The sequence below is a fragment of the Oligoflexia bacterium genome (assembly GCA_034439615.1).
Classification (GTDB): Bacteria; Bdellovibrionota; Bdellovibrionia; order JABDDW01; family JABDDW01; genus JAWXAT01.
In genome coordinates, this window is the sequence record JAWXAT010000041.1 from 17164 (window position 1) to 37054 (window position 19891).

Here is a 19891-nt window from a genome sequence, read left to right on the forward strand (position 1 = left end):
CTAGAGACGTTTCTGTCAAAAATGCGGTGTATATTTGCCACCACCACCACCACCACCATCAGTTGGTGTTGGTGTAGGAGTTGGTGTCGGTGTCGGTGTTGATTCGGGTGTCGGTGTTGGTGTCGGTGTCGGTGTTGATTCGGGTGTCGGTGTTGGTGTTGAAGTACAATCCTTGGTTCCTTCACACGGCATACCGCATGTACCAGTGTATGGATCCCCGCTACATGCTTGTTCGGTGTCACCGCAACTTGGGGTGCAAGTTCTTCGGCAACATGGATTACATTCGCTGGAAACTCCCACTGGTGAGAAATTTGTCGGACATGTGGTATGACTGCAGGCCGCTTCTCCGCCGCCAGCAGCTGTCACCATTTGACCGCAGTTCAGAGGAGTTACCGTCGTTGTAGGAGTTACCGTCGCTGTAGGAGTTACCGTTGGTATGGGTGTAATATTGGGCGTTGCAGTTGGTGTAGGTGTTGCCGCGCTACAGGCTTCCGCGCGACCGCATTGCTCACCGTTGGGTGCCTTTCCATCATTTACAGCACACGAGCCAGTACAGCCTGCTATGCAGTCTTGTATTGCAGGCTGTGGTTGTTTACTAATTTGAATACAATTTAGAGGATTGGCAACACATCTACTGCCCTCAGGGTGAAACCCTGCATTGCAACTTTTTGCAGTAGTGAACACACATTGTCGCCAAGCGGCACCACCACTGTGGCAAGATTCCGTTCCGGTACCAATTCCATTTTCAATGGGTCCTTCACAAGTGCGGGTAGTATTTGGTGAGCAACAAGCCTGGAGAAAATAACAATTATCCCCATTTGGCATAGTCGATAAGAAGTAGAAGCATCTTTCTTTAGATGGTCCAGAAGTAGCGCACCCATCTTTGCACTCGGGTACTCCGTATGAAGTCGGATTTGTTGTTCCGCCAGAGCAATAGCCCCCTTGGGTGGGTGGGCAGAGAGCCGGCTCACGATTCGTGCCCCAGCATCGGCTGCCAGACGTACCAAAATAGCTGCTATTAAAACAATATCTATTTCTATCACCGCAATCATTAGCTTGAGTACAGCTTGCTAATCGATAGCAAGCGCCAGATTCAGCACTCGCTACACCCGCATATTCATAACATCTACCGTCTACAGTACAACCAGCGGTCGCACCATAAGCACTGCCAGTCTCGGGTCCACATCTTGGTGCATTGAACGATGCCCAATTTGATGTTGTGTTAGCAGGGCACGCTGCGCTGAGTACTTCGGGGCCTAAATTCATGGCTATGATTGTGGGATTTACAGGGTTATTTGGATCAGTACCTACATATAAAACAATTCCAAAATCGTTACCAACTGGCAGAACAGGCTTAACATGATCTTGAGGAATCAATGGTGGTTCTTGTAGATCTGATTCACCCTTAACACCATTTGCTATATAGGCAATGCTGTCAGCGAAAATTTGTGGTTGAAATTGAGGTGCTACAATTAATGGTACTCTTAACGCCTTATTTGCACCTACTTTAATTGGTATTGCTGCGGGTTCAGAGATCGGATTTTTCTGAGCATCGGTGTAGTAATAGTACAGATGTGAACCGTCAGCTAAACGTTGATTACTTGAATTTGAAACCAGTACTGGTACTTTGATTTCGCCATTGCGTGGCACAGAAATCGGTTGAGGCAGTACTGATACGATGAATATACCACCACCATTTATATCTCTTACAGTGATGGGAAATCTCACCCCATCATCGGGAAATTGGAGATCGCCTACTTTCATGAATCCAACAAGCTCAATTACTTGTGATACGCTTGGTGTTCTTAGTTTAAAACTTACTGTGTATTTATTCAGCGCTGTGCAAGGAACGGAACTTCCATTACAGGGTGGCACACGTGTGTTGATTGTGCGTGAAGCTCCGTCAATAAAAAAACCAGCCCCACCAGCGTTTGTAGAAAGCTGAAAAGTGATTTTGCTGTTTACATCCCAATCTTTTACACCCGTGTTGGTGAGTTCGTATTGCACAGTGAAATCAGAAAATGAACTTGTGCTAGCACGCACTACGCCATCAGAGGGTGAAGTCACTCGGGTTACTGTAGTCAAACCGTATTGATTATAATTGGCAATAGCATTTGGATTTGAAGTGAGACTCACTTCACCAGTTTGAGGTAAAGTGTTTGAGTATGCTGCGCGAATAACAGCAGCGTCTGCAGCAGTAAACTCAGAACTTCCGATCTCGACATTTTTATAAATTTCAAGTGGATCAAAATTAAACAGCCCATTAGAAATCTCAGTACGTCTGTAATGCATTAAAGATTTAAAAAGAAAATCAGGTCCATTAAAGTTTGATACTATTTTATAATTCACATCATTGTGGAGCGCGCTATTTACTTTTATAAAGTCAACTCTTTTTGCCCACTGTTGCACGTGGGGAATGCCCAGTATGTGTGTTAATTCATGAATGATTGTCCAGACATCCGCCAAGGGAGCAAGACCTATTTCGCTATGAGTGTTTTCATAGCGGCCTAAGTTTGCATATGAAGTATTAAATACAGTGCTTCTAACAAGCACGTAGTTTTTCTCATTTGTATGATTGATGCACGACACGCCAGCTATCGCACCAACGACATAGTCAGGTTGATTATCAAATGCTAGAACGTTACAGGCTTTAATAAAAGTTTCTCTAAGATTTGCAGCTACATCGCTTGAGAATTTGATTGGTAATCTTCCGCCACTCCATAAACCAATGGGGATTATGTTTCCGTTTTGTGCGACAGCGGAACTAAAAAACAGATCTTTAAAATAGTTTTTTGAAATAACAGTTGTGGGTGGAGCATATTGAACTACTGGCCATGCAGCATCGCCATTAAGAGGCGCATAAAGTACAGTTGGGCTCACAGCCCCCGTGGACGGATTCACGAACTGTTCTCGTGGTACACCAAGTCTTGCTGACTCAGAAATCGCCAATGCTAAATTAAATAAGTCAGCACTTCCACCGGGTATGGAAATTGGGTTTTTTCCTAAACCTTTGATTCTTACATCGCCACAATTTTGAAACAGTATTATTTGTACAAAGGCAAATAATGCTAATAGATACCCAATTCTTCTTCTTGGTGTAATAAAATAGTCGAAGACTAATTTGAAAAACTTCATGCCACGCTCCATAGTTACGCCCACTAACTACCTAACCGATCGGCAATATTGTTTAAAACTTAAGTACTATAATGAGCATTGCGCTAAGTTATTGAATGGCATGTAATATTCTTCAAAATTGGGCTTTGCCAAAAGTGTATTAAATAGCTAGGCTTTTTGTGGAGACGATCTTGAACCCTATTCATGTGAATTGCCCAGAGTGTCAAAAGCTTTTTATGGTTGAGACCCAAAGTCTTGCTGATGGACAGGCGCGTTTTCAATGTACTGGGTGTGAGGGTTTTTTTGCATTTAATTGGCCACAACCTCCTGATGTTCAAACCGTAAGATCTCAAAGTTTTGATGGTAAAGATTTTATTCCAATGGGTTTACATCCAAAAGTTAATGCTACGATTAAAACGGTTGTACAAAAAACGCTTCACACTTGTGTTCGCTGTGGAGTGCAATCAGATGTTGATTATAAAGAATGTCCAAAATGTGGAGTGCTTTTTGAAAGAATAATAACAGCAAAGCCGCCACAGCCAGTGGTGCCGCCCAGTGGACCAGAGGTAATGTCTGCTTGGGACGCCGTAAAATCACAGTACATCGATGATAAACGCCATGAGTTTTTTATTTTGATTTGTTTAAATAGAGACAATCTTGCATTTGCAAGTAGCCAGTATCGAGCGATATTAGCGGTGAATCCACATGATGAGATAGCACTTCGTATGCAAACTAGAATTATAGAACTTGCCACAGCTACATATGTAGCGACTCTGCAAAAACCAAATAAAAAACAGCCTTTGCGTGTTACAGGAATCATAACAGGTGTTGCGGGGTTATTGATTTTACTTGGACTATTTTTACCTCAAGCGCGTGGGCTTGTCGCAGTTGGGTGTGCGATTTTAGTTTTTATTTTCGCTTTTAGAAATCTCAACAATTAAAGTGCTTGAGCAGCGTTTCTCTTTCCAGTTATTTGGTTCGGCGTACTGATGGCTTGTAAAAGTGCATTAAGAGTAACTTTTTCGTTTCTCTGGCCTTCAACAGTGACTGTTATGGGTGCTGATGCAACTGCGGTTGCAATACCCGTGGCGGGAATTGCGGGGAGCATCGCAAGAGCTGCATAGCTATTGAGTTTTCCGCTAGTACTTGTTTTATCGCGAAGTTCGGGTAGTTCATCAGCTGTTGCTATGATTTGTTTTTTCACCTGTGCTGCATTAAAATCTCGATTGTGAGCCAAGATCAAGGCTGCGACACCACTCACAAAAGCTGTTGCCTGTGAAGTGCCGGTCATTAAACCGTAATTGCCATTTGGCAGTGTAGAGTAAATTCCCTCACCTGGTGCTGCGAGGTGAACGGATTTGATTCCGTAATTACTGGTTTTAAGAACCTTAGCAAATGAATCAATGGCTGTAACAGAGATGATGTTTGGAAGATTATAATCAGCTGGATAATATGGAGCTAAATCAGAATTAGAGCGTTCGTTACCAGCAGCTGCTACGAAGAGAACCCCTTTGTCATTGGAATATTTTATCGCTTCAAATTCATCGTCGTTGGGTTCTGTTCCACCACCTGAATAATTAATAATGTGTGCACCCATTTTTGCGGCATAGCGAATAGCGCGTACTGTGTTTCTTAAATTATCATTACCTTTTGAAGTGGGATCATAATACTTAAGCGCCATTAAACTGACTTTGGGGCAAACACCACTCATGCCAATGCCATTGCCGCCAACAGCACCAACGATGCCGGCGATGTGGGTTCCGTGGCCATGATTATCAATGACAAATGGTTTGTTATTTACGAAATCCCAGCCATTTATGTCGTCAATGTAACCGTTGTTATCGTCATCGATACTGTTGGTTGATTTACTTTTACCGTTTTTATCTAGCCCTGATTCACCAGGATTTTGCCAGATATTGGCGTGGAGATCAGAATGTTTAACATCAATGCCCGTATCAATGATGGCAACAACAACGTTTCGATCACCTTGAGTGATGCTCCAAGCATTGTTGACTTTAATATCACTTGCGCCGTTAGTACCCATGAGGCCCCAGTTTTTTTGAATACTAGGGTCATTCATAATGATTTTTTGTTCACCTTTGGCTTTATCTAAATTGATAACTTTGGGGCTTCCTAAGCTCATCATACGTGTTGAATCGCTTGGTAAAACTTGTGAATCACCACTCACCCACATAGTTGCCCCGTGTACGGCAAGTACTGCTAGTGCGCCTGTGGCAAAGCTGAGAACCCATAATTTTACTACTTGAGCCATGTTGGTAACCCCTTTTTCGTTCGTCTCTACAGGGATTAAGAGCAAAGGGGGTGCCGCTCAGAACTTAGGCTAAGTATTTGATATTACAGTATATATATTAGCTCTAGCTGACTACAGATTGGACGCTTGGATATCCTCAAGGCACCATTCAGGGAAGTTTATGGTCTCGCCCTGTGAGTAGAGGCGTAAGTAATTGATAAAATTACGCATGATGAGTTTTACGTAGGTTCTCGTTTCTTCATAGGGAATGTCCTCAATAAAGATGAGTGGGTCTCCACGGTAGCGTTTTTTGATCCATTGTTGAATGGCTTCGGGGCTAGCATTGTATGCCGCTGAGGCGAGTACAAATTGGCCGTTAAAGAGATCCCAATAATTACGCAAATGTTGTGCTCCGAAATTCACGCTTAATACAGGGTCTAATAAATCTTGGGGTTCTTTGTAACGAAGGCCTGTTTTTGAGTCATACTGTTTTGCGATGAGTGGCAAAATCTGCATTAATCCAAATGCGTTGGCGGGGCTTACAGAGAGTGTATCAAAGCTTGATTCTTGTCTCATGATTGAAAGTATAAACTCAGGCCACAAACCTGTTTGTGCGCTGGCTGAATCAATAAGTTCTTTGTAGGGCTTTGGAAATAAAAACTCAGGATTTTCAACTAAAATTTTCGTGCGTTCTTCAGATGTGAGTTTTGATATTTTGCCAAAGATTGCGGCATATGAACCGGCTTTTGCATATTGTTGGAATATATTTTGCCAATCTTCAATGCCCACATCAGGCAGGGGTGATTCTTCGTCCAGAAATTGCCTGGCGTGTTTAAGTTCGCGAACAGATATGAGCCAATCAAAAAGCGTCCAAGAAACTTCTGTTGAACTGAAGAATTTTTTAGGAAGTTTTGTGAACCCGCCAGCATGAAGACTTGTTGGTTTTGGAATAGGGAGTTTTAATTCGCGATATGCAAGAAGTGAGTAATAACTTAACGGGTCGACATTTTGAAGTTCTTCAAATTTGGCTTTAGCGAGTTCAGGTTGGTTGGTTGCTTGGTAAGCTTTGCCAAGCCAAAATATCTGTTGTGCACGTCGGCCAAGATCTTGCTCAGTGCTCAGTAGTAAATTAAATATCGAAATCGCTGTGTCGTAGTTTTTGAGTTTGAAATTCAACCAAGCGTTATGCCATTGAAATTGGAGTTTGTTTTTAGGGTCTGTATTTTGAGTGGCGAGTTCCATTTGTAGGAGTGCTGGTTTCATTTTTTCTTGTTCTTGAAAAATAAGACTTCGAACGAAATTAATCTCACCTGTGGGGATTTTATTCTTAATCATTTTTTCAAGAGTTGATAATAATTTAAGAGCTTTTTTGTCTTTATGTTCTGTCCATTCAAATCGGGCGAAGCTTAAGCCACTTGAGAGAAAGTTTTTTGTAGTGTCACCCTTGCCTTTTTGAGATTTAAAAAAAACAGTGTCATACTTCCAAAGCCTACCCGCAGTTGCAAGTGCTTCTGGTTTTTTTTGAATAGCTTTATATGCGAGTTTTAAATTTTCAAAAGTAATGCGTGTTCTATGAATGCTCACTGATTTTTGCTTCAAAGCTTTCTCATAAGCAATGACCGCTGCCTCATGATCGTGACTATAAGTCGCATCGAGCCCGACAGAAAACCAATCTTCAGGCTTAGGGTTAAGTCGGGGAGCTAAACGATAAAGTTCTTTTTGAATTTCATTAAATTTTGCAACGCTGATTTTTTTTGCCTGACTAAGAGCATTTTGCAAATAGAGAGTTTTGTTTTTTCGCGAGCGAGAAAGTTTAGAGGCATTTAAACATTGATTAACATAAGTTTCAGGCCCCAATAAATAAGCCAGCGGTACACTTGCATCAACGAGCGCTGAATGTAACCAACGCTTTGGTTTTTTTACTTCAATGAATTTATTTATTTTTTCAAATAGTGAGCGTGCAGACTCAACTGTTGTGTATTTACAAGTAAGTGCTTCATTGATTAGTGAAAATGCATGCAAAGGAAATTCTTCATTAAGGCTTAGTTTCTTAAAAATCTCGCATGCTTTTAGAATGTCTTCTGATTGCCAATGCTGACCTTGAGTGTAGAGAGCCCACAGTTGGTTATTTTCTTCGGGGTGATCAGTTTTAAATTTTTCAAGAATGAGATCATAAGAACGCGTATCGAAATTTCGCGTCGACACCGGCGGCAGTGCTACGGTGGGTGCTTTGATGTCAGCTTGTGACTGAAATGAAAGTACCAATATAAAAAATGCGATAATTACTTGGTTTGATTTTTTTTTCATTCCTCATCTTTAACTTGCTGCCAGAGCTTTTCTTTTTCTTCAAGTGACAGCAAGTTAAAGTCTAAGTTTTGCGCGGTGGCCCGTTCCAGTAGTTTTTTAAACCTAGTCTCGAATTTTCGATTAGCGGCCCGTGCCACAGATTCGGCTTCAAGTTTTAGATGCCTTGCCATCTGGGCCAGTGCAAAAAATAGATCCCCCAGCTCTTCCTCAGTGTGTTGTTTAGCCCCAGACCTATACGCTTGTTTAAACTCTTCCATTTCTTCGACTACTTTTTCTAAAGCGCCGTCTGGACCTTCCCAATCAAATTTAAGTGACGTGGTTTTTGTTCCTATTTTATGAGCGCGTTGCAGTGCTGGTAATGAAATTGGAATGTTAAATACACCGTCATCAGAAGATTTTTTTTCTTTACTCTTTGCTTCATTCCAGCTTTGTAAAGCTTCTTGAGAATCTTTAGCTTTGATATCTCCAAATACATGGGGGTGGCGGGTTACAAGCTTTGTGCAAATTCCTTCAACGACATCATCAAAATTAAAATGCCCTTGTTTTTCAAACATAGCTGATTGAAAAACCACTTGTAGTAAAACGTCTCCAAGTTCCTCTTTTATATCTTTTAGATTTTCTTTCTCAATAGCCTCAACAAGTTCGTGAGCTTCTTCGAGTATATTTGGTGTGATGCTTTTAGGAGTTTGTTCTTGGTCCCAGGGGCAACCTTGGGGGGACAAAAGGCCATTCATTATATCGCAAAGACTAGACATTTGACGCAATGTGCTTGGGGGTTTTATCATATTTTGAATCCTTTTATGTAACGCTGTGCGTTTTATGTATATAAAGACCTGATGTTTTGGCAAAAAATGCCGAAACTTTATACAGGTGCAACTATGAATCTCAGACCACTACGGCCAGATCAACAACAAAAACCACACACGCGGTGGAGCTATCAGAAAAACTCTGAAGACTTCATCGGGTGGGTGAATAAACTTGGTATCGAGAGAACCTTTGCTGGCCGAATTGCGCACGTTCTTGATACGCGTTTTAAACTCAGAAGTATTGCGCTTTTATTTTTATTTTGTCTGGCCCTTAGCTTTTTTATTTCTTTAGATTACGATGTTTCTTATTCAGGTTTCAAAGAAGGTGACCTCGCCCGCACCGATATCAAAAGCCCTCTAGCTTTTGAAGTAATTGATATTGATCAAACAAATCGTAAACGTAGCGAATCAGAGTTAGGCATACCACCAGTCTACGATTATGACGTAAATCTCTATGACCAACTTGCGACGCGTGTACGAACCGCCATGGGTACCATGCGTAAACTTTTGATCGAAGAGGGGTGGCCAAAAGAAAATTATGGCGCTCAAGTTCGTGAATTTATGACTCGTCAGTCAGATTTTGAAACGACTCTTGGTGGTCTAAAAATTTCTAAAGAAAATTTTCATTGGCTTGCACTACAAAAATTTAAGCCCAGTGTTGAGTCAGCAGTTGTGCAAAGTCTTGAAAGATGGCGTGGTCAAAAAATTGTTGAAGACTCAAGTCTTTTCAGGGGTGATCGGATCATCGTAAATTTATTAGAGCGTGGAAGTAAAGGCGAAGAGTTTATTATCGATACTCAGTCTCTCATGGATGTTTCAGAAGTTCGCAATCGATTGGGTTCAAGAATTTACACAGGGTTTACTCGGCCAGTTGATATTGTGCAAATTACTGATTTTGTCAGATCACTTATTATCCCCAATCTTACTCTAAATAAACTTGAAACAGAAATGCGTAGGCAACGTAATCGTGATGCAATAAGTGATGTCATTGTGCCCCTTAAAAAAGGACAAGTAATCGTCAGAGAAGGTTCTCCTATACAAAAAATTCATGTTACAATTTTAAATGAATTAAGAAAACTTCAAGCTTCAAGACATCAAGATTTTATTTCACTAATAACTGCACTTTTCTTTTTAGTACTTATAGTAAGTTATGGAAGTTTTTTATCCCGTTTTGTCACAAGAATTAATCTGACCACAAAAGATTTTGTTTCTATGGGTGTGATTGTTTTTCTTGTGACAGCCATCGCAAAATTTATGGCCTTTTTTGCCAATGCTGCTTTTATTGAGCAGTTTCCTAATGTTCCTGCGTCATTTTATACTTATCTTATTCCTGCAAGTGCCGGGGTGATGATTGTGGGGCTAACTATCCCAGCAGTGGAAGTTGTGTGGGGATTTTCACTTTTCATGGCTGTGGTTGTGGGTTTGCTACTCGAGAAAAATCTGACTTTCATGGCCTTAACATTTACTTCAAGCATAATTGCAGCTCGTGGAGTTTATGGATGTAAAAAACGAAATGATCTTTATCTCGCCGGATTACGTACGGGGCTTGTAAATGCGCTTTTGATTTTTTGCGCTACACTTATGAGTAATCCTGCTCCTGAAATTTTAAAAACAGAACTTCTCTGGAACACGCCAGCTGGGTTTTTAAGTGGTTTACTGGCAAGTTTTATAGCCCTTACTTTGATTCCGCTTTGGGAATCACTTTTTGTATATACGACAGATGTTAAACTTCTAGAGCTCAGTAACCTTAATCATCCGTTATTAAAAGAGATGATCGTTAAAGCCCCAGGAACTTACCATCATAGTCTTGTGGTGGGGAGTATGTGTGAAACTGCCGCAGAAGCCATTGGCGCTAACCCGTTGTTAGCAAAAGTGTGTGCATATTATCATGATATTGGGAAAACAAATCACGCTCAGTATTTTATTGAAAATCAACGTGCTGGCGAAAATAGACATGATCATTTAAATCCCACGATGAGTAAGACAATTCTCATTGCCCACGTAAAAGATGGCGTTGAGATGGGTTTAAAATACAAACTAGGTAAACCCATCATTGATGTTATTGAGCAACATCACGGTACAACACTGATTAGCTTTTTTTATCATCGTGCAAAAGAACATGAAGATGCAGACATGCACGAAACAAGTGAGGATGAATACCGTTACCCGGGCCCAAAACCACAATTTCGTGAGGCCGCATTGTGCATGCTCGCAGATAGTATTGAAGCTGCCGCACGCACACTTGATGAGCCCACACCTGCACGCCTGCAAGGGATTGTGCACACCATAGTTCAGAAAAAATTCATGGATGGTCAGCTCGATGATTGCAGTATGACGCTTAAAGATCTAACCCTTATTGAAGAGGCATTTGGAAAAATCTTACTTGGTATTTATCATCAGAGAATTGATTATCCGACTGCACCTAGGCCTTCGGGCTCAAAGAAATCTCATTCAACTACTGCGTAAGCATATGAGTGAGATTACGGCTCTTGTAATTCTGGATTTTTTGCAATCACGGTTGCAAAAACTGTCTCAAGTATAATTGAAATATGCACAAAGGTGAAAGAATGAAAGTGCGCTATCAGAGCGATGTCGCTTAAACCACGTAAATGGCTGAGATGTTTTTCTTTGTTCACGATTTCTCTTAATGATTGTGGATTGCGAAAGCTTTTAAGTCGTTTGAGGATATCTTTTTTTGAAAATTCTTTATAGTAATAGTGAGATGGCCAAAGTGAAGCTTCGTGGTTTGTAGCGGCGATAATGACTTTAATCTCGCTTTGAAGTTGAGGTGTGAGGCGATCAACAATGCTCTCAAAAAGTTCAAAAGTTTTATGAATAAATTTTTGTTTATTTTCAGTGTGATTATTTCTTGTCCATTGTAGTGGGTGACCAGTAAGGTCATGAGAAAAATAATTGGCTGCGGAAACATTTATTTGCTCATCATAATTAATGTTTTCACCTTCAAGTATAACTGCTGGAAATATTCCTTGTTCAAACTTTCCCCAAAAATGGAAAAACTCTAAATCTGCAAATGTGGGCCAATACATGAACCCCTGGGCGGTCATAGAATAAATGATCTTTTTAGCAGCTGCAAGACGATGAGCTTGTATGGTGGAGGGTTCTATTGATGCTGCTTGTTTAAATATGAGTGGATATTGTGAAACAGTATTTTCCCAGTTTTGTTTACCTGCTATCAGCTCAAAGAACTCAGGCGCGATTTCGCCTTGTATGTAATTTTCAACTTCTCTTGATAAACGACTAAATGAGTAAGGCAACCGAAATTCTTTTGTCGCTGCCTCAATGGCAAATAAGGAGTCGTTAACAAAACCTAGATACCAAGAGTATGTAACATCGTGATTTTTTAATTTTAATTCAGCTTCATTAAGTAAATAGGTGAGTGCTTCTTCTACATTAGAAACATTTTCAATCTGAGTTTGTCCCTTTTCATCATGCAAGTAAAAATACCTTTTTAATTTTTTATTGTTGTTATTGGTGTCTATGGCATTGCGAAGCCTCGTAATAAGGCTGGGAAGTTGTGCTTCAAAATGTGGAATCTTTATTTTAAGTTTCTGCTCAAAGGTGAGCTTATCAAATTCTTTTTTTACCTCAAGAGCATCGTTCATTGAGGTTTCAGGATTTTTTAAATGTTGATAATGTGATTTTTCAGAAAGTTGATTTAAAACCAGGTCACAATGGGGGCTTAGGTGTACAGCTAGTACCTTTTGGCATGTTAAGCTGAATAAAAGTATGAATAGAAATACAGAATTACGCATTTCTTATTTCTCAAAACCCAAAAGTTCGTAGCTTGTTTCTTTAACGACGTTCCCTTTTTCGTCTACAGCTTTTTCATAGACATAAATCGTATCACCACCGCACGTAACGACGTTGCGAGTGAGAACGTCATTTGTTGTAATTACCGTGTGCGTAAAATCACCTTTGAATTCAGGAATACCTGTGCATTTAATATTTGTGCTCGTAATCGTTTCATTTTTAAAATAGGCCTTTACCACTTTTTTATCAGCAAAGATGAAATTCCCAAAAGTACTTGTTGAAATTAATTTTTCATTTTCGCCACTCGCAACACACTTTTGGATATCAGTTAAAACATCACGAAGACCAAGTGCGATTGAATCATATTTGCATTCAAGAGACTCCATGCCGCTTTTTCTTTTAATTTGACAAGTTTCTTCAAATTTCGCTCCCGGCTTCACAGTCTCAAGGCTTGAGGAGTCTTTATATGTGCTGATAATTTTAAATCCTGATTTATTTTGTGAAGTAATTTTTGAATTAAGTGTTAGTGAAATTTTAGCATCACTTGAGTATTGTTCAAATGCTTCAGTGTAGGTTCGAGGTAATGCTAGATTAACTGTGGCTGATTGTTCAGACTCACCTTGAACTTTACAACCTTTTGAGTAAACTTCAGTGCTGGGATTAGTAGCTCCCCAGCGGTCTGTGGATTTGAACTGACCTTTAATATTACCAACTAATAATCCACCAGTGCTGGTATCTTTTTCAGAAACCAAAATCGACTCTTCAAAAGTTTTTTTGTCTTTTATTTCTTCAGTTTTTTTTGCGCACGAAGCGACAATCGTTAGACATGTGAACAGTAATATAATCCGCATTTTGGCACCCATTGCTTAGGAAATAGGCAGTAAACCCGCCTGGTTTCCAATTGGTTACTTATGGTGAAATAAAAATGTCTCAAGTTGTGGGTAGTTCAAGATGCATACCAAATTATTGCTAAAATGCCCTCCTTCACGCTATGTATTGGGAGATGAAAAAAACTCGAATCGAATGTCATATTTTTTCAAAAAAACCCATACCCACAGTTAAGGCTATGGCTCTTTGTGAAAAGCTTTTTAAACTTTTTTCTCAAAATAAAATCATCAAAAAAGCTAAACCTCACTCCAAAGAACAGCCCTATTTGTCGCTGGTTTTTTTAGATACTCTGGCTGCACGCAAGCTTAATAAAAAATTTCGTCAAAAAGACTACGCTACCGATATTTTAAGCTTTGCCTCTGAAGAAAAAGGCATGGGTTTGGGTGAATTGGTCTTTTGCGAACCTGTTTTAAGACGCCAGGCCAAAGAACATAGACTTTCTTTTAAGCAAGAAATGGATTATCTCTTAATACATGGCTTTTTACATCTTTTGGGTTATGACCATGAGAAGAGCCGCAAAGATGAAGTGAAAATGATGCGACTCCAAGATAAACTTTTTAAACGCTTGAGCAAATAAGAAGGAAATACAATGTCACTGTCAGTACATGCAACCGAAGTTAAAGCAATTCTTGAAAAGTTAAAAACCCGTGCTGAAGACTTGCGGAGCTATCTTTGACATCGATAACAAACGATCTCGACTTAACGAAATAAATCAACTCACAGAGCGTCCCGAAGTTTGGAACAATCAAAAAGAAATGCAAAAGCTCCAAAAAGAGCAAAGCCTTTTATCAAAAGCCATAAGTGAATTTGATTTGCTCAAAAGCATGGTTGAAGATGGACTCGTACTTTTAGAACTCGCTCAAGAAAGTAAAGACGAAGAGAGTTTTAGTGAAGTTCAAGGGTCACTTCCGGGTGCAGAAAAACTAGCCGATAATTTAGAACTTAAAAAAATGTTAGGTGGACCTGCTGATTTGAGCAGTGCCTATTTGACAATTAATTCTGGTGCTGGTGGCACTGAAGCTTGTGATTGGGCGGGAATTCTCATGCGCCTTTATACCCGCTGGGGTGAGCATCATGGTTATAAAGTCGAACTTCAAGATCTCACGCCCGGTGATGGTGCTGGAATTAAATCATGCACCATGAGTTTTGAAGGTGAGTATGCATTTGGATATTTAAAAGCAGAAAGCGGTGTACATAGACTTGTGCGTATTAGTCCGTTTGATTCCAATGCGCGCAGGCACACAAGTTTTGCATCTATATTTGCTTATCCTGAAGTTGAGGACGACGTTGAAATTGAAATCAAAGACGTAGATTTAAAAACAGACACCTTCAGAGCAGGTGGTGCTGGCGGACAACACGTAAATAAAACAGAATCTGCTGTTCGTATCACTCATATGCCCACGGGTATTGTCGTTCAATGTCAAAGTCAGCGCAGTCAGCACGCAAACAAAGACAAAGCAATTAAGATGTTACGTGCACGTTTATATGAAAAACGAATTGAAGAACAAAATAAAGAACGCGATAAAATGAATTCTGTGAAAAAAGCTATCGAATGGGGTTCACAAATCAGAAGTTACGTTATGCAGCCATACCAACTTGTTAAAGATCATCGCACTGATCATGAAACGGGAAATGTTAATGCCGTCATGGATGGTGAGATTGATGATTTCATATACGCTTTCTTAAGGTCACAAACGAATGTTTGAACTCTGGGTCGTCTGGAGATACATGAAAACAAGACGGGGCCAGTTTTTTAACCTGGTTTCAATTTTGTCTATTATCGGGATGGCTTTAGGAATCGGGACACTCGTTGTCGTATTATCTGTTATCAGTGGTTTTGAATCTGCAATAAAAAATGCTGTTGTTGATGTGACCGGACACATCTTACTTCTCAAGCGTGGAGCCCCCCTTGATCCGTTAAGTGAATTAGAACCCAGGCTTCAAAAACTGGTTCCACAAATCACATCCACCACGCCCTTTGTACATGTTGAAGGCATGGTGGCGCATAAGGGAAAATTGGGTGGCGTTGTTGTTGAGGGTTTTGAACCAAACGATGTTGAAAAAACGCTCACACTAAGACCTCGCTTAGTTAAAGGAGATTTTAACTTAGGGACTGGGCTTGAAAAATTTCCTCCTGTGATTATTGGTCAAGCATTGGCTGAAAAATTTGAATTACAAATTGGCGATGAAGTGAGTGTAGTTTTGCCTAAGAATAATTCAACAATGAAAGTTTTAGGCTTTAGCGCTAGGCTTAAAAAATTCAAAGTCGCAGGCATCATGGATATGGGCATGCATCAATACGATACACGCTTTATGCTCACTTCTGCAAAAGCTGCTCAAGATCTTGGTGGTCTTGGCCCCGTCTATACTGGCCTAAGAATTAAACTCACCGATGCCGATTTAGCACGTGATGCAAGTTTTCTCATTTCGACAGAGTTAGGGCTTATGTATTTAACTCGCGATTGGGTTGAATCAAATCACAATCTTTTTGCTGCTATAAAGCTTGAAAGAATTGTGATTTTTATTGTCATGCTTTTTATGACTGTTGCAGCATGTTTTAATATCGCAAGCACACTTTTTATTTCAGTGCTTCGGCGCTACGGCGATATCAGTGTTTTTAAAACCATGGGTGCAACTCAAGCAAGGCTTGTAAGATTTTTTAGTCTTCAAGGCATGGTACTAGGGGCCCTTGGTAGTATTTTAGGAATAGCTCTAGGTTTAAGTGTGTGTTTAGTAATTGCAAAGACCAATTTCATTTATGTGCCAGCTGCAGTTTATCATTTGAACCGTCTGCCGGTTGAGGTTCGTATGATTGATATTATTATGATTTTAGCGAGTTCATTTTTGTTATGCTTTCTTTCGACCCTAGCTCCAGCTATAAAAGGTGCAAAGCTTCATCCTGTTGAGGGATTAAAATATGACTCGTGATAATAACATTCTCATTTCAGCTCGTGGAATAAAGAAGACCTATACTTCTGAACCTGACCCAAGTTTACCCAAGAACGCTATTACAAAAATTGATGTTCTTAGAGGCCTTGATTTAGATATCTACATTGGAGAAGCGGTTTGTATTATGGGTAGTAGTGGTGCTGGAAAATCAACACTTCTTCATTTATTGGGAGCCCTTGATCGTCCGTCGTCAGGTACAGTTCATTTTAGACAGCGAGATATTTTTGCTTTGAATGATGATCAACTCAGCGTATTTCGAAACAAAACCATGGGATTTGTTTTTCAATTTCATCATCTACTCTCTGAATTCACAGCCCTTGAAAATGTCATGATGCCTGCTCTTATTGGGGGAATCAGTTTTCGTGAAGCCCGTGGATCTGCAGAGCAGTTACTTAAAGAATTAGGTCTTCAGGATCGACTTCACCACAGACCCGCCACTATGAGTGGTGGTGAGCAGCAAAGAGTTGCCATAGCCCGTGCCCTTGTTCGACAACCTGCTGTGGTTTTTGCAGATGAACCCACGGGAAATCTAGATCAAAAAAACGGCCAACAAGTACAAAATCTACTATTTGAACTCCAAAAACGTCGTGGCTTAACTCTAGTGACTGTCACTCACGATTTTGAGTTTGCACGAAAATTTCCAAAACTTAAAACAATGCGTGACGGGCAATGGCACTAACGGTTATGACGCGGCACTTCTAAATCGCGAAGGTTTTTGAATTCATTGGTTTTTTAAGTATTCCTCTTTTGACAAACAGAATAAGAGCTGTTAGCATGTGTTGTTTTTGTGTAAATATATGAAATCACTGGGGTTTTAACAAAATTGAAGATTCGTAAAAGAATTTTTTTGCTGAGCATTTTTATGTGGGCAATGCACTTGGCATTACCTGCGACTAATTTACTTGCTGCTCCTCAAAAAAAATCAAAATCTAAAACTGTAGAAGCGCTCCCTAAAAAAACTCTCATGCGAAACCCAAGACCTGTTGAAAGTAGCCCTGGGCGTGCTGTTGTTGTTTCGGGAACTGTTTCAAAAATCAGTGTTACTGGTACTAAAAAAATCGAACCTGATGCTATTCGCGCAAAACTGAAATCAAAAGTTGGCGAACCCATCACTTCCGAGAGTTTACGTGCTGATGTTCAAAGTATTTATGACATGGGTTATTTCTATAACGTTGAAGTTGATAAACAATCTGTTGGCGGTGGAGTTGAACTCACTTATAAAATAACTGAAAAACCATCAGTTGTTGAAATCATTTATAAGGGCAATGATCGTGTCGATAAAGATGATCTTCAAGAAGCGGCGTCATTAAAGCAATATACTATCCTTGATCAAAATAAGATTCGTGAAGCTGTTGATAAGATGAGTAAGCTTTACGAAGACAAAGGTTTTTTTCTAGCGCGCATTCAATCAAAAGTTGAAGATGTAAAGCCTGGAGAAGAAGTAAAACTCACTTTTGACATTAAAGAAAATGATAAAGTAAAAGTAAAAAAAGTAACATTCCTAGGCAACAGAGCCTTGCTTGATTCTAAGCTTAAGGCTTCAATGCAAACACAAGAGGGTGGATTTTTTAGCTGGCTCTCTTCATCAGGTGGTTACAAGCAAGATGCCTTTGATCGAGATGTCAGTGTTTTAAATTATCTGTATTTCAATGAAGGTTATGTACAAGTTAAAATCGATCGACCTCAAGTATACGTGAGCCCTGATAAACGCAGTATATCAATTACTATTCGTATCGAAGAGGGTGAGCAGTTTAGCGTCGGAAAAGTTGATTTCGCAGGGGATCTTCTTTTTTCAAAAGAAGAATTATTTGAATCAACAGAAATTCAAAAATCAGGAATCTTCGTATACGAAACACTCCAAAAAGATCTTAAGACATTGCAGTTTAAATACGGTGATTTGGGTTACGCATTTGCCAATATTATTCCAAAAACTACCATTCGTGAGAAAGAGCGATTGGTTGATATTTCTTTTGAAGTTGAAAAGGGTCAAAAAGTTTACTTCGGCACAATAACAGTTACCGGAAATACCAAAACACGAGACAAAGTTGTGCGTCGTGAATTGAAAATTCGCGAAGGTGAACTGTATAATGAGACACGTAAACGTAAATCAGAAGAGAACGTAAAACGTCTTGGTTATTTCAGCGAAGTTATCTTTAACACTTCAACACCTCCTGATAGTCCAACGATATTGAATATGGATATTCAAGTAAAAGAGAGAAGTACTGGAACAATTCAAGTAGGTGCTGGTTATAGCACAATTGGTGGGTTCTTATTTCAAGGTCAAATCAATCAGACAAACTTATTTGGTAAAGGCCAGGTATTGGGTTTTTCACTTAATGTGAATTCGTTAGGACAAACCTATAATTTAGGTTTTACAGAGCCTTATTTTTACGACACCGAATGGTCACTTGGATTTGATGGTTACAAGGCCCTTAATAAACGCGCAAATTATGATGAAGTAAAAGGCGGCGGTGATATTCGTTTAGGTCACCCTATTGCTGAATATCTCAATGGCTACATCACTTACAAACTCGATGGCACCGAAGTACATATGGATCCCTATGCGGATTTGAATTTATATGATCCAAAAACAGTAAGTGGTATTACAAGTTCAATTACAGGTTCTGTGGTCTATGATCAGCGAAATGATCGTTGGGCTCCAACAAATGGATATTTTGCCAGCATTTCTATGGAGCAAGCCGGTGGCCTATTAGGTGGTACAAAAGAATATACAAAAGGTCTTGGTAACGCTCGGGCATATAAAGAAATTTTTTGGAAACTTGTAGTGCGTAACAATCTTAATTACGGTTTTATTACTGCACCTCAAGGTAAATCAGTTCCATTTAACGAACTATTTCTCTTGGGCGGTGCAAACAGTCTTCGTGGTTACAATTGGTTTAGCATTGGTAAAAAACGCTTGGCCACATGTTGTCAGCCTGGAACAAATAACGCAGCCGTTGCTCTAACATCGCCTCGACTTGTTTCATATGGCGGTACTCAAGAGCTCTTTTATCAAGGTGAGATTGAATTTCCTCTCGTGACTGAGGCCCAGATCAAGGGCGTTTTATTTTATGACGTTGGAACCGCTGATGATGCTATTTTGGTATCAGCATTACGTCAGGATATGGGATTTGGATTTAGATGGTTTTCACCAATCGGGCCGTTGCGCTTTGAATGGGGATTCCCGATTGATCGTCTCCCTGATGAATCGTTTAGTAATTTTGAATTTAGTATTGGATCACCCTTTTAAAAAGGAGAGTATTTCATGTTAAAGATTTTAGTTGGGTTTGTATTTCTTTTAAGCAGTATTGGTATGGCATCTGATGAGACGATAAAGATTGGTTACATCGATATGCAAAAAGCCATTCAGACAACAGATGCTGGGAAAAAAGCTAAGAAAGAATTAGAAACTGAATTTAATTCTAAGAAAAAAGATCTTCAAGATAAAGAAAAAGATCTTAAAAAACTCAGTGAAGACCTTGAAAAGAAAAGCATGGTCTTGAGTGATGAAGTTAAGCAAAAAAAACAACTTGAATTTCAAGAAGAGATGATTAAATACCGCGATCTCGTTGGCAAAAGTCAGCTCGCAATTCAAGAGCGTGAGCGTAACCTCACGCAGCCTATTTTAGAAAAACTTCGCAGCATCATTGGGGATATTGGTGAAAAAGAGAGTTACACCGTTATTCTTGAAAAAGCCGAAAATTCAGTTTTATGGGCAAAAAAGAAAATCGATCTCACTGATCGCGTAATTGCTGAGTTTAATAAGAAAAAGTAAAGGTGCGCGTAAAAGCGAGCAACCTGAGCA

At 39.8% G+C, this 19891-nt stretch carries 14 protein-coding genes; 8 read left to right on the plus strand and 6 right to left on the minus strand.

Annotated elements, in window-relative coordinates; all coding sequences use genetic code 11:
* Positions 1-15: 15 nt before the first annotated feature.
* The gene (locus SGI74_10150) at positions 16-3135 is read right to left on the minus strand and encodes a M12 family metallopeptidase (GenBank protein ID MDZ4677855.1); all 3120 of its coding nucleotides are present in this window, start codon (positions 3133-3135) and stop codon (positions 16-18) included.
* A gap of 170 nt (positions 3136-3305) precedes the next feature.
* Here SGI74_10150 and SGI74_10155 point away from each other — a divergent pair, with 170 nt between their 5' ends.
* Positions 3306-4055: a hypothetical protein gene (locus tag SGI74_10155; protein ID MDZ4677856.1), complete on the plus strand. Its 750-nt coding sequence runs from the start codon at positions 3306-3308 to the stop codon at positions 4053-4055.
* On the opposite strand, the gene SGI74_10160 is transcribed toward SGI74_10155, so the two are convergent.
* The 3 genes from SGI74_10160 to mazG form a co-directional block, all read right to left on the minus strand.
* Positions 4052-5386, minus strand: coding sequence for a S8 family peptidase (locus SGI74_10160; protein MDZ4677857.1), 1335 nt, complete (start codon positions 5384-5386; stop codon positions 4052-4054). The genes SGI74_10155 and SGI74_10160 overlap by 4 nt on opposite strands.
* 111 nt (positions 5387-5497) lie before the next feature.
* Positions 5498-7672: a lytic transglycosylase domain-containing protein gene (locus tag SGI74_10165; GenBank protein ID MDZ4677858.1), complete on the minus strand. Its 2175-nt coding sequence runs from the start codon at positions 7670-7672 to the stop codon at positions 5498-5500.
* A complete protein-coding gene (mazG, locus tag SGI74_10170) occupies positions 7669-8520 on the minus strand; it encodes a nucleoside triphosphate pyrophosphohydrolase (GenBank protein ID MDZ4677859.1) in 852 nt (283 codons plus the stop codon). The genes SGI74_10165 and mazG overlap by 4 nt, the downstream gene beginning before the upstream one ends.
* A gap of 3 nt (positions 8521-8523) precedes the next feature.
* On the opposite strand from mazG, the gene SGI74_10175 reads away from it, so the two are divergent.
* The gene (locus SGI74_10175) at positions 8524-10944 is read left to right on the plus strand and encodes an HDIG domain-containing protein (GenBank protein ID MDZ4677860.1); all 2421 of its coding nucleotides are present in this window, start codon (positions 8524-8526) and stop codon (positions 10942-10944) included.
* Between the two features lie 14 nt (positions 10945-10958).
* On the opposite strand, the gene SGI74_10180 is transcribed toward SGI74_10175, so the two are convergent.
* Positions 10959-12251 carry a hypothetical protein gene (locus SGI74_10180; protein ID MDZ4677861.1) on the minus strand — a complete coding sequence of 431 codons (1293 nt, stop codon included), beginning with the start codon at positions 12249-12251 and terminating at the stop codon, positions 10959-10961.
* A 3-nt stretch (positions 12252-12254) separates the two neighbouring features.
* Positions 12255-13100 carry a hypothetical protein gene (locus tag SGI74_10185; GenBank protein ID MDZ4677862.1) on the minus strand — a complete coding sequence of 282 codons (846 nt, stop codon included), beginning with the start codon at positions 13098-13100 and terminating at the stop codon, positions 12255-12257.
* A gap of 152 nt (positions 13101-13252) precedes the next feature.
* Between SGI74_10185 and ybeY the strand changes: the two genes are divergently transcribed.
* The 6 genes from ybeY (at position 13253) to SGI74_10215 (ending at position 19861) form a co-directional block, all read left to right on the plus strand.
* Positions 13253-13714: an rRNA maturation RNase YbeY gene (gene ybeY, locus SGI74_10190; GenBank protein MDZ4677863.1), complete on the plus strand. Its 462-nt coding sequence runs from the start codon at positions 13253-13255 to the stop codon at positions 13712-13714.
* A gap of 12 nt (positions 13715-13726) precedes the next feature.
* Positions 13727-14843 (plus strand): peptide chain release factor 2 gene (prfB, locus tag SGI74_10195; protein ID MDZ4677864.1). Its coding sequence is split into 2 segments (ribosomal slippage): positions 13727-13810 and positions 13812-14843, totalling 1116 coding nucleotides; the frame shifts between segments, so codons are not numbered across the junction.
* A gap of 22 nt (positions 14844-14865) precedes the next feature.
* Entirely contained in the window at positions 14866-16065 is a 1200-nt protein-coding gene (locus tag SGI74_10200) for an FtsX-like permease family protein (protein ID MDZ4677865.1), read from the plus strand.
* Positions 16055-16765 carry an ABC transporter ATP-binding protein gene (locus tag SGI74_10205; protein ID MDZ4677866.1) on the plus strand — a complete coding sequence of 237 codons (711 nt, stop codon included), beginning with the start codon at positions 16055-16057 and terminating at the stop codon, positions 16763-16765. Before SGI74_10200 ends, SGI74_10205 begins: the two co-directional genes overlap by 11 nt.
* A 144-nt stretch (positions 16766-16909) precedes the next feature.
* Positions 16910-19336, plus strand: a complete 2427-nt coding sequence (gene bamA / locus SGI74_10210; protein ID MDZ4677867.1) for an outer membrane protein assembly factor BamA — start codon at positions 16910-16912, stop codon at positions 19334-19336.
* A gap of 15 nt (positions 19337-19351) precedes the next feature.
* Positions 19352-19861 (plus strand): OmpH family outer membrane protein, encoded by a 510-nt coding sequence (locus SGI74_10215; protein ID MDZ4677868.1) that lies wholly within the window; start codon positions 19352-19354, stop codon positions 19859-19861.
* The last annotated feature ends 30 nt before the right edge of the window (positions 19862-19891 follow it).

Bases quoted from the DNA above. Each gene is read 5' to 3' on its own strand.
- SGI74_10150 (MDZ4677855.1), bottom strand. From the start codon at position 3,135: ATGAAGTTTTTCAAATTAGTCTTCGACTATTTTATTACACCAAGAAGA.
- SGI74_10160 (MDZ4677857.1), bottom strand. From the start codon at position 5,386: ATGGCTCAAGTAGTAAAATTATGGGTTCTCAGCTTTGCCACAGGCGCA.
- SGI74_10165 (MDZ4677858.1), bottom strand. From the start codon at position 7,672: ATGAAAAAAAAATCAAACCAAGTAATTATCGCATTTTTTATATTGGTA.
- SGI74_10175 (MDZ4677860.1), top strand. From the start codon at position 8,524: ATGCCGAAACTTTATACAGGTGCAACTATGAATCTCAGACCACTACGG.
- SGI74_10180 (MDZ4677861.1), bottom strand. From the start codon at position 12,251: ATGCGTAATTCTGTATTTCTATTCATACTTTTATTCAGCTTAACATGC.
- SGI74_10185 (MDZ4677862.1), bottom strand. From the start codon at position 13,100: ATGCGGATTATATTACTGTTCACATGTCTAACGATTGTCGCTTCGTGC.
- ybeY (MDZ4677863.1), top strand. From the start codon at position 13,253: ATGAAAAAAACTCGAATCGAATGTCATATTTTTTCAAAAAAACCCATA.
- SGI74_10200 (MDZ4677865.1), top strand. From the start codon at position 14,866: ATGAAAACAAGACGGGGCCAGTTTTTTAACCTGGTTTCAATTTTGTCT.
- SGI74_10205 (MDZ4677866.1), top strand. From the start codon at position 16,055: ATGACTCGTGATAATAACATTCTCATTTCAGCTCGTGGAATAAAGAAG.
- SGI74_10215 (MDZ4677868.1), top strand. From the start codon at position 19,352: ATGTTAAAGATTTTAGTTGGGTTTGTATTTCTTTTAAGCAGTATTGGT.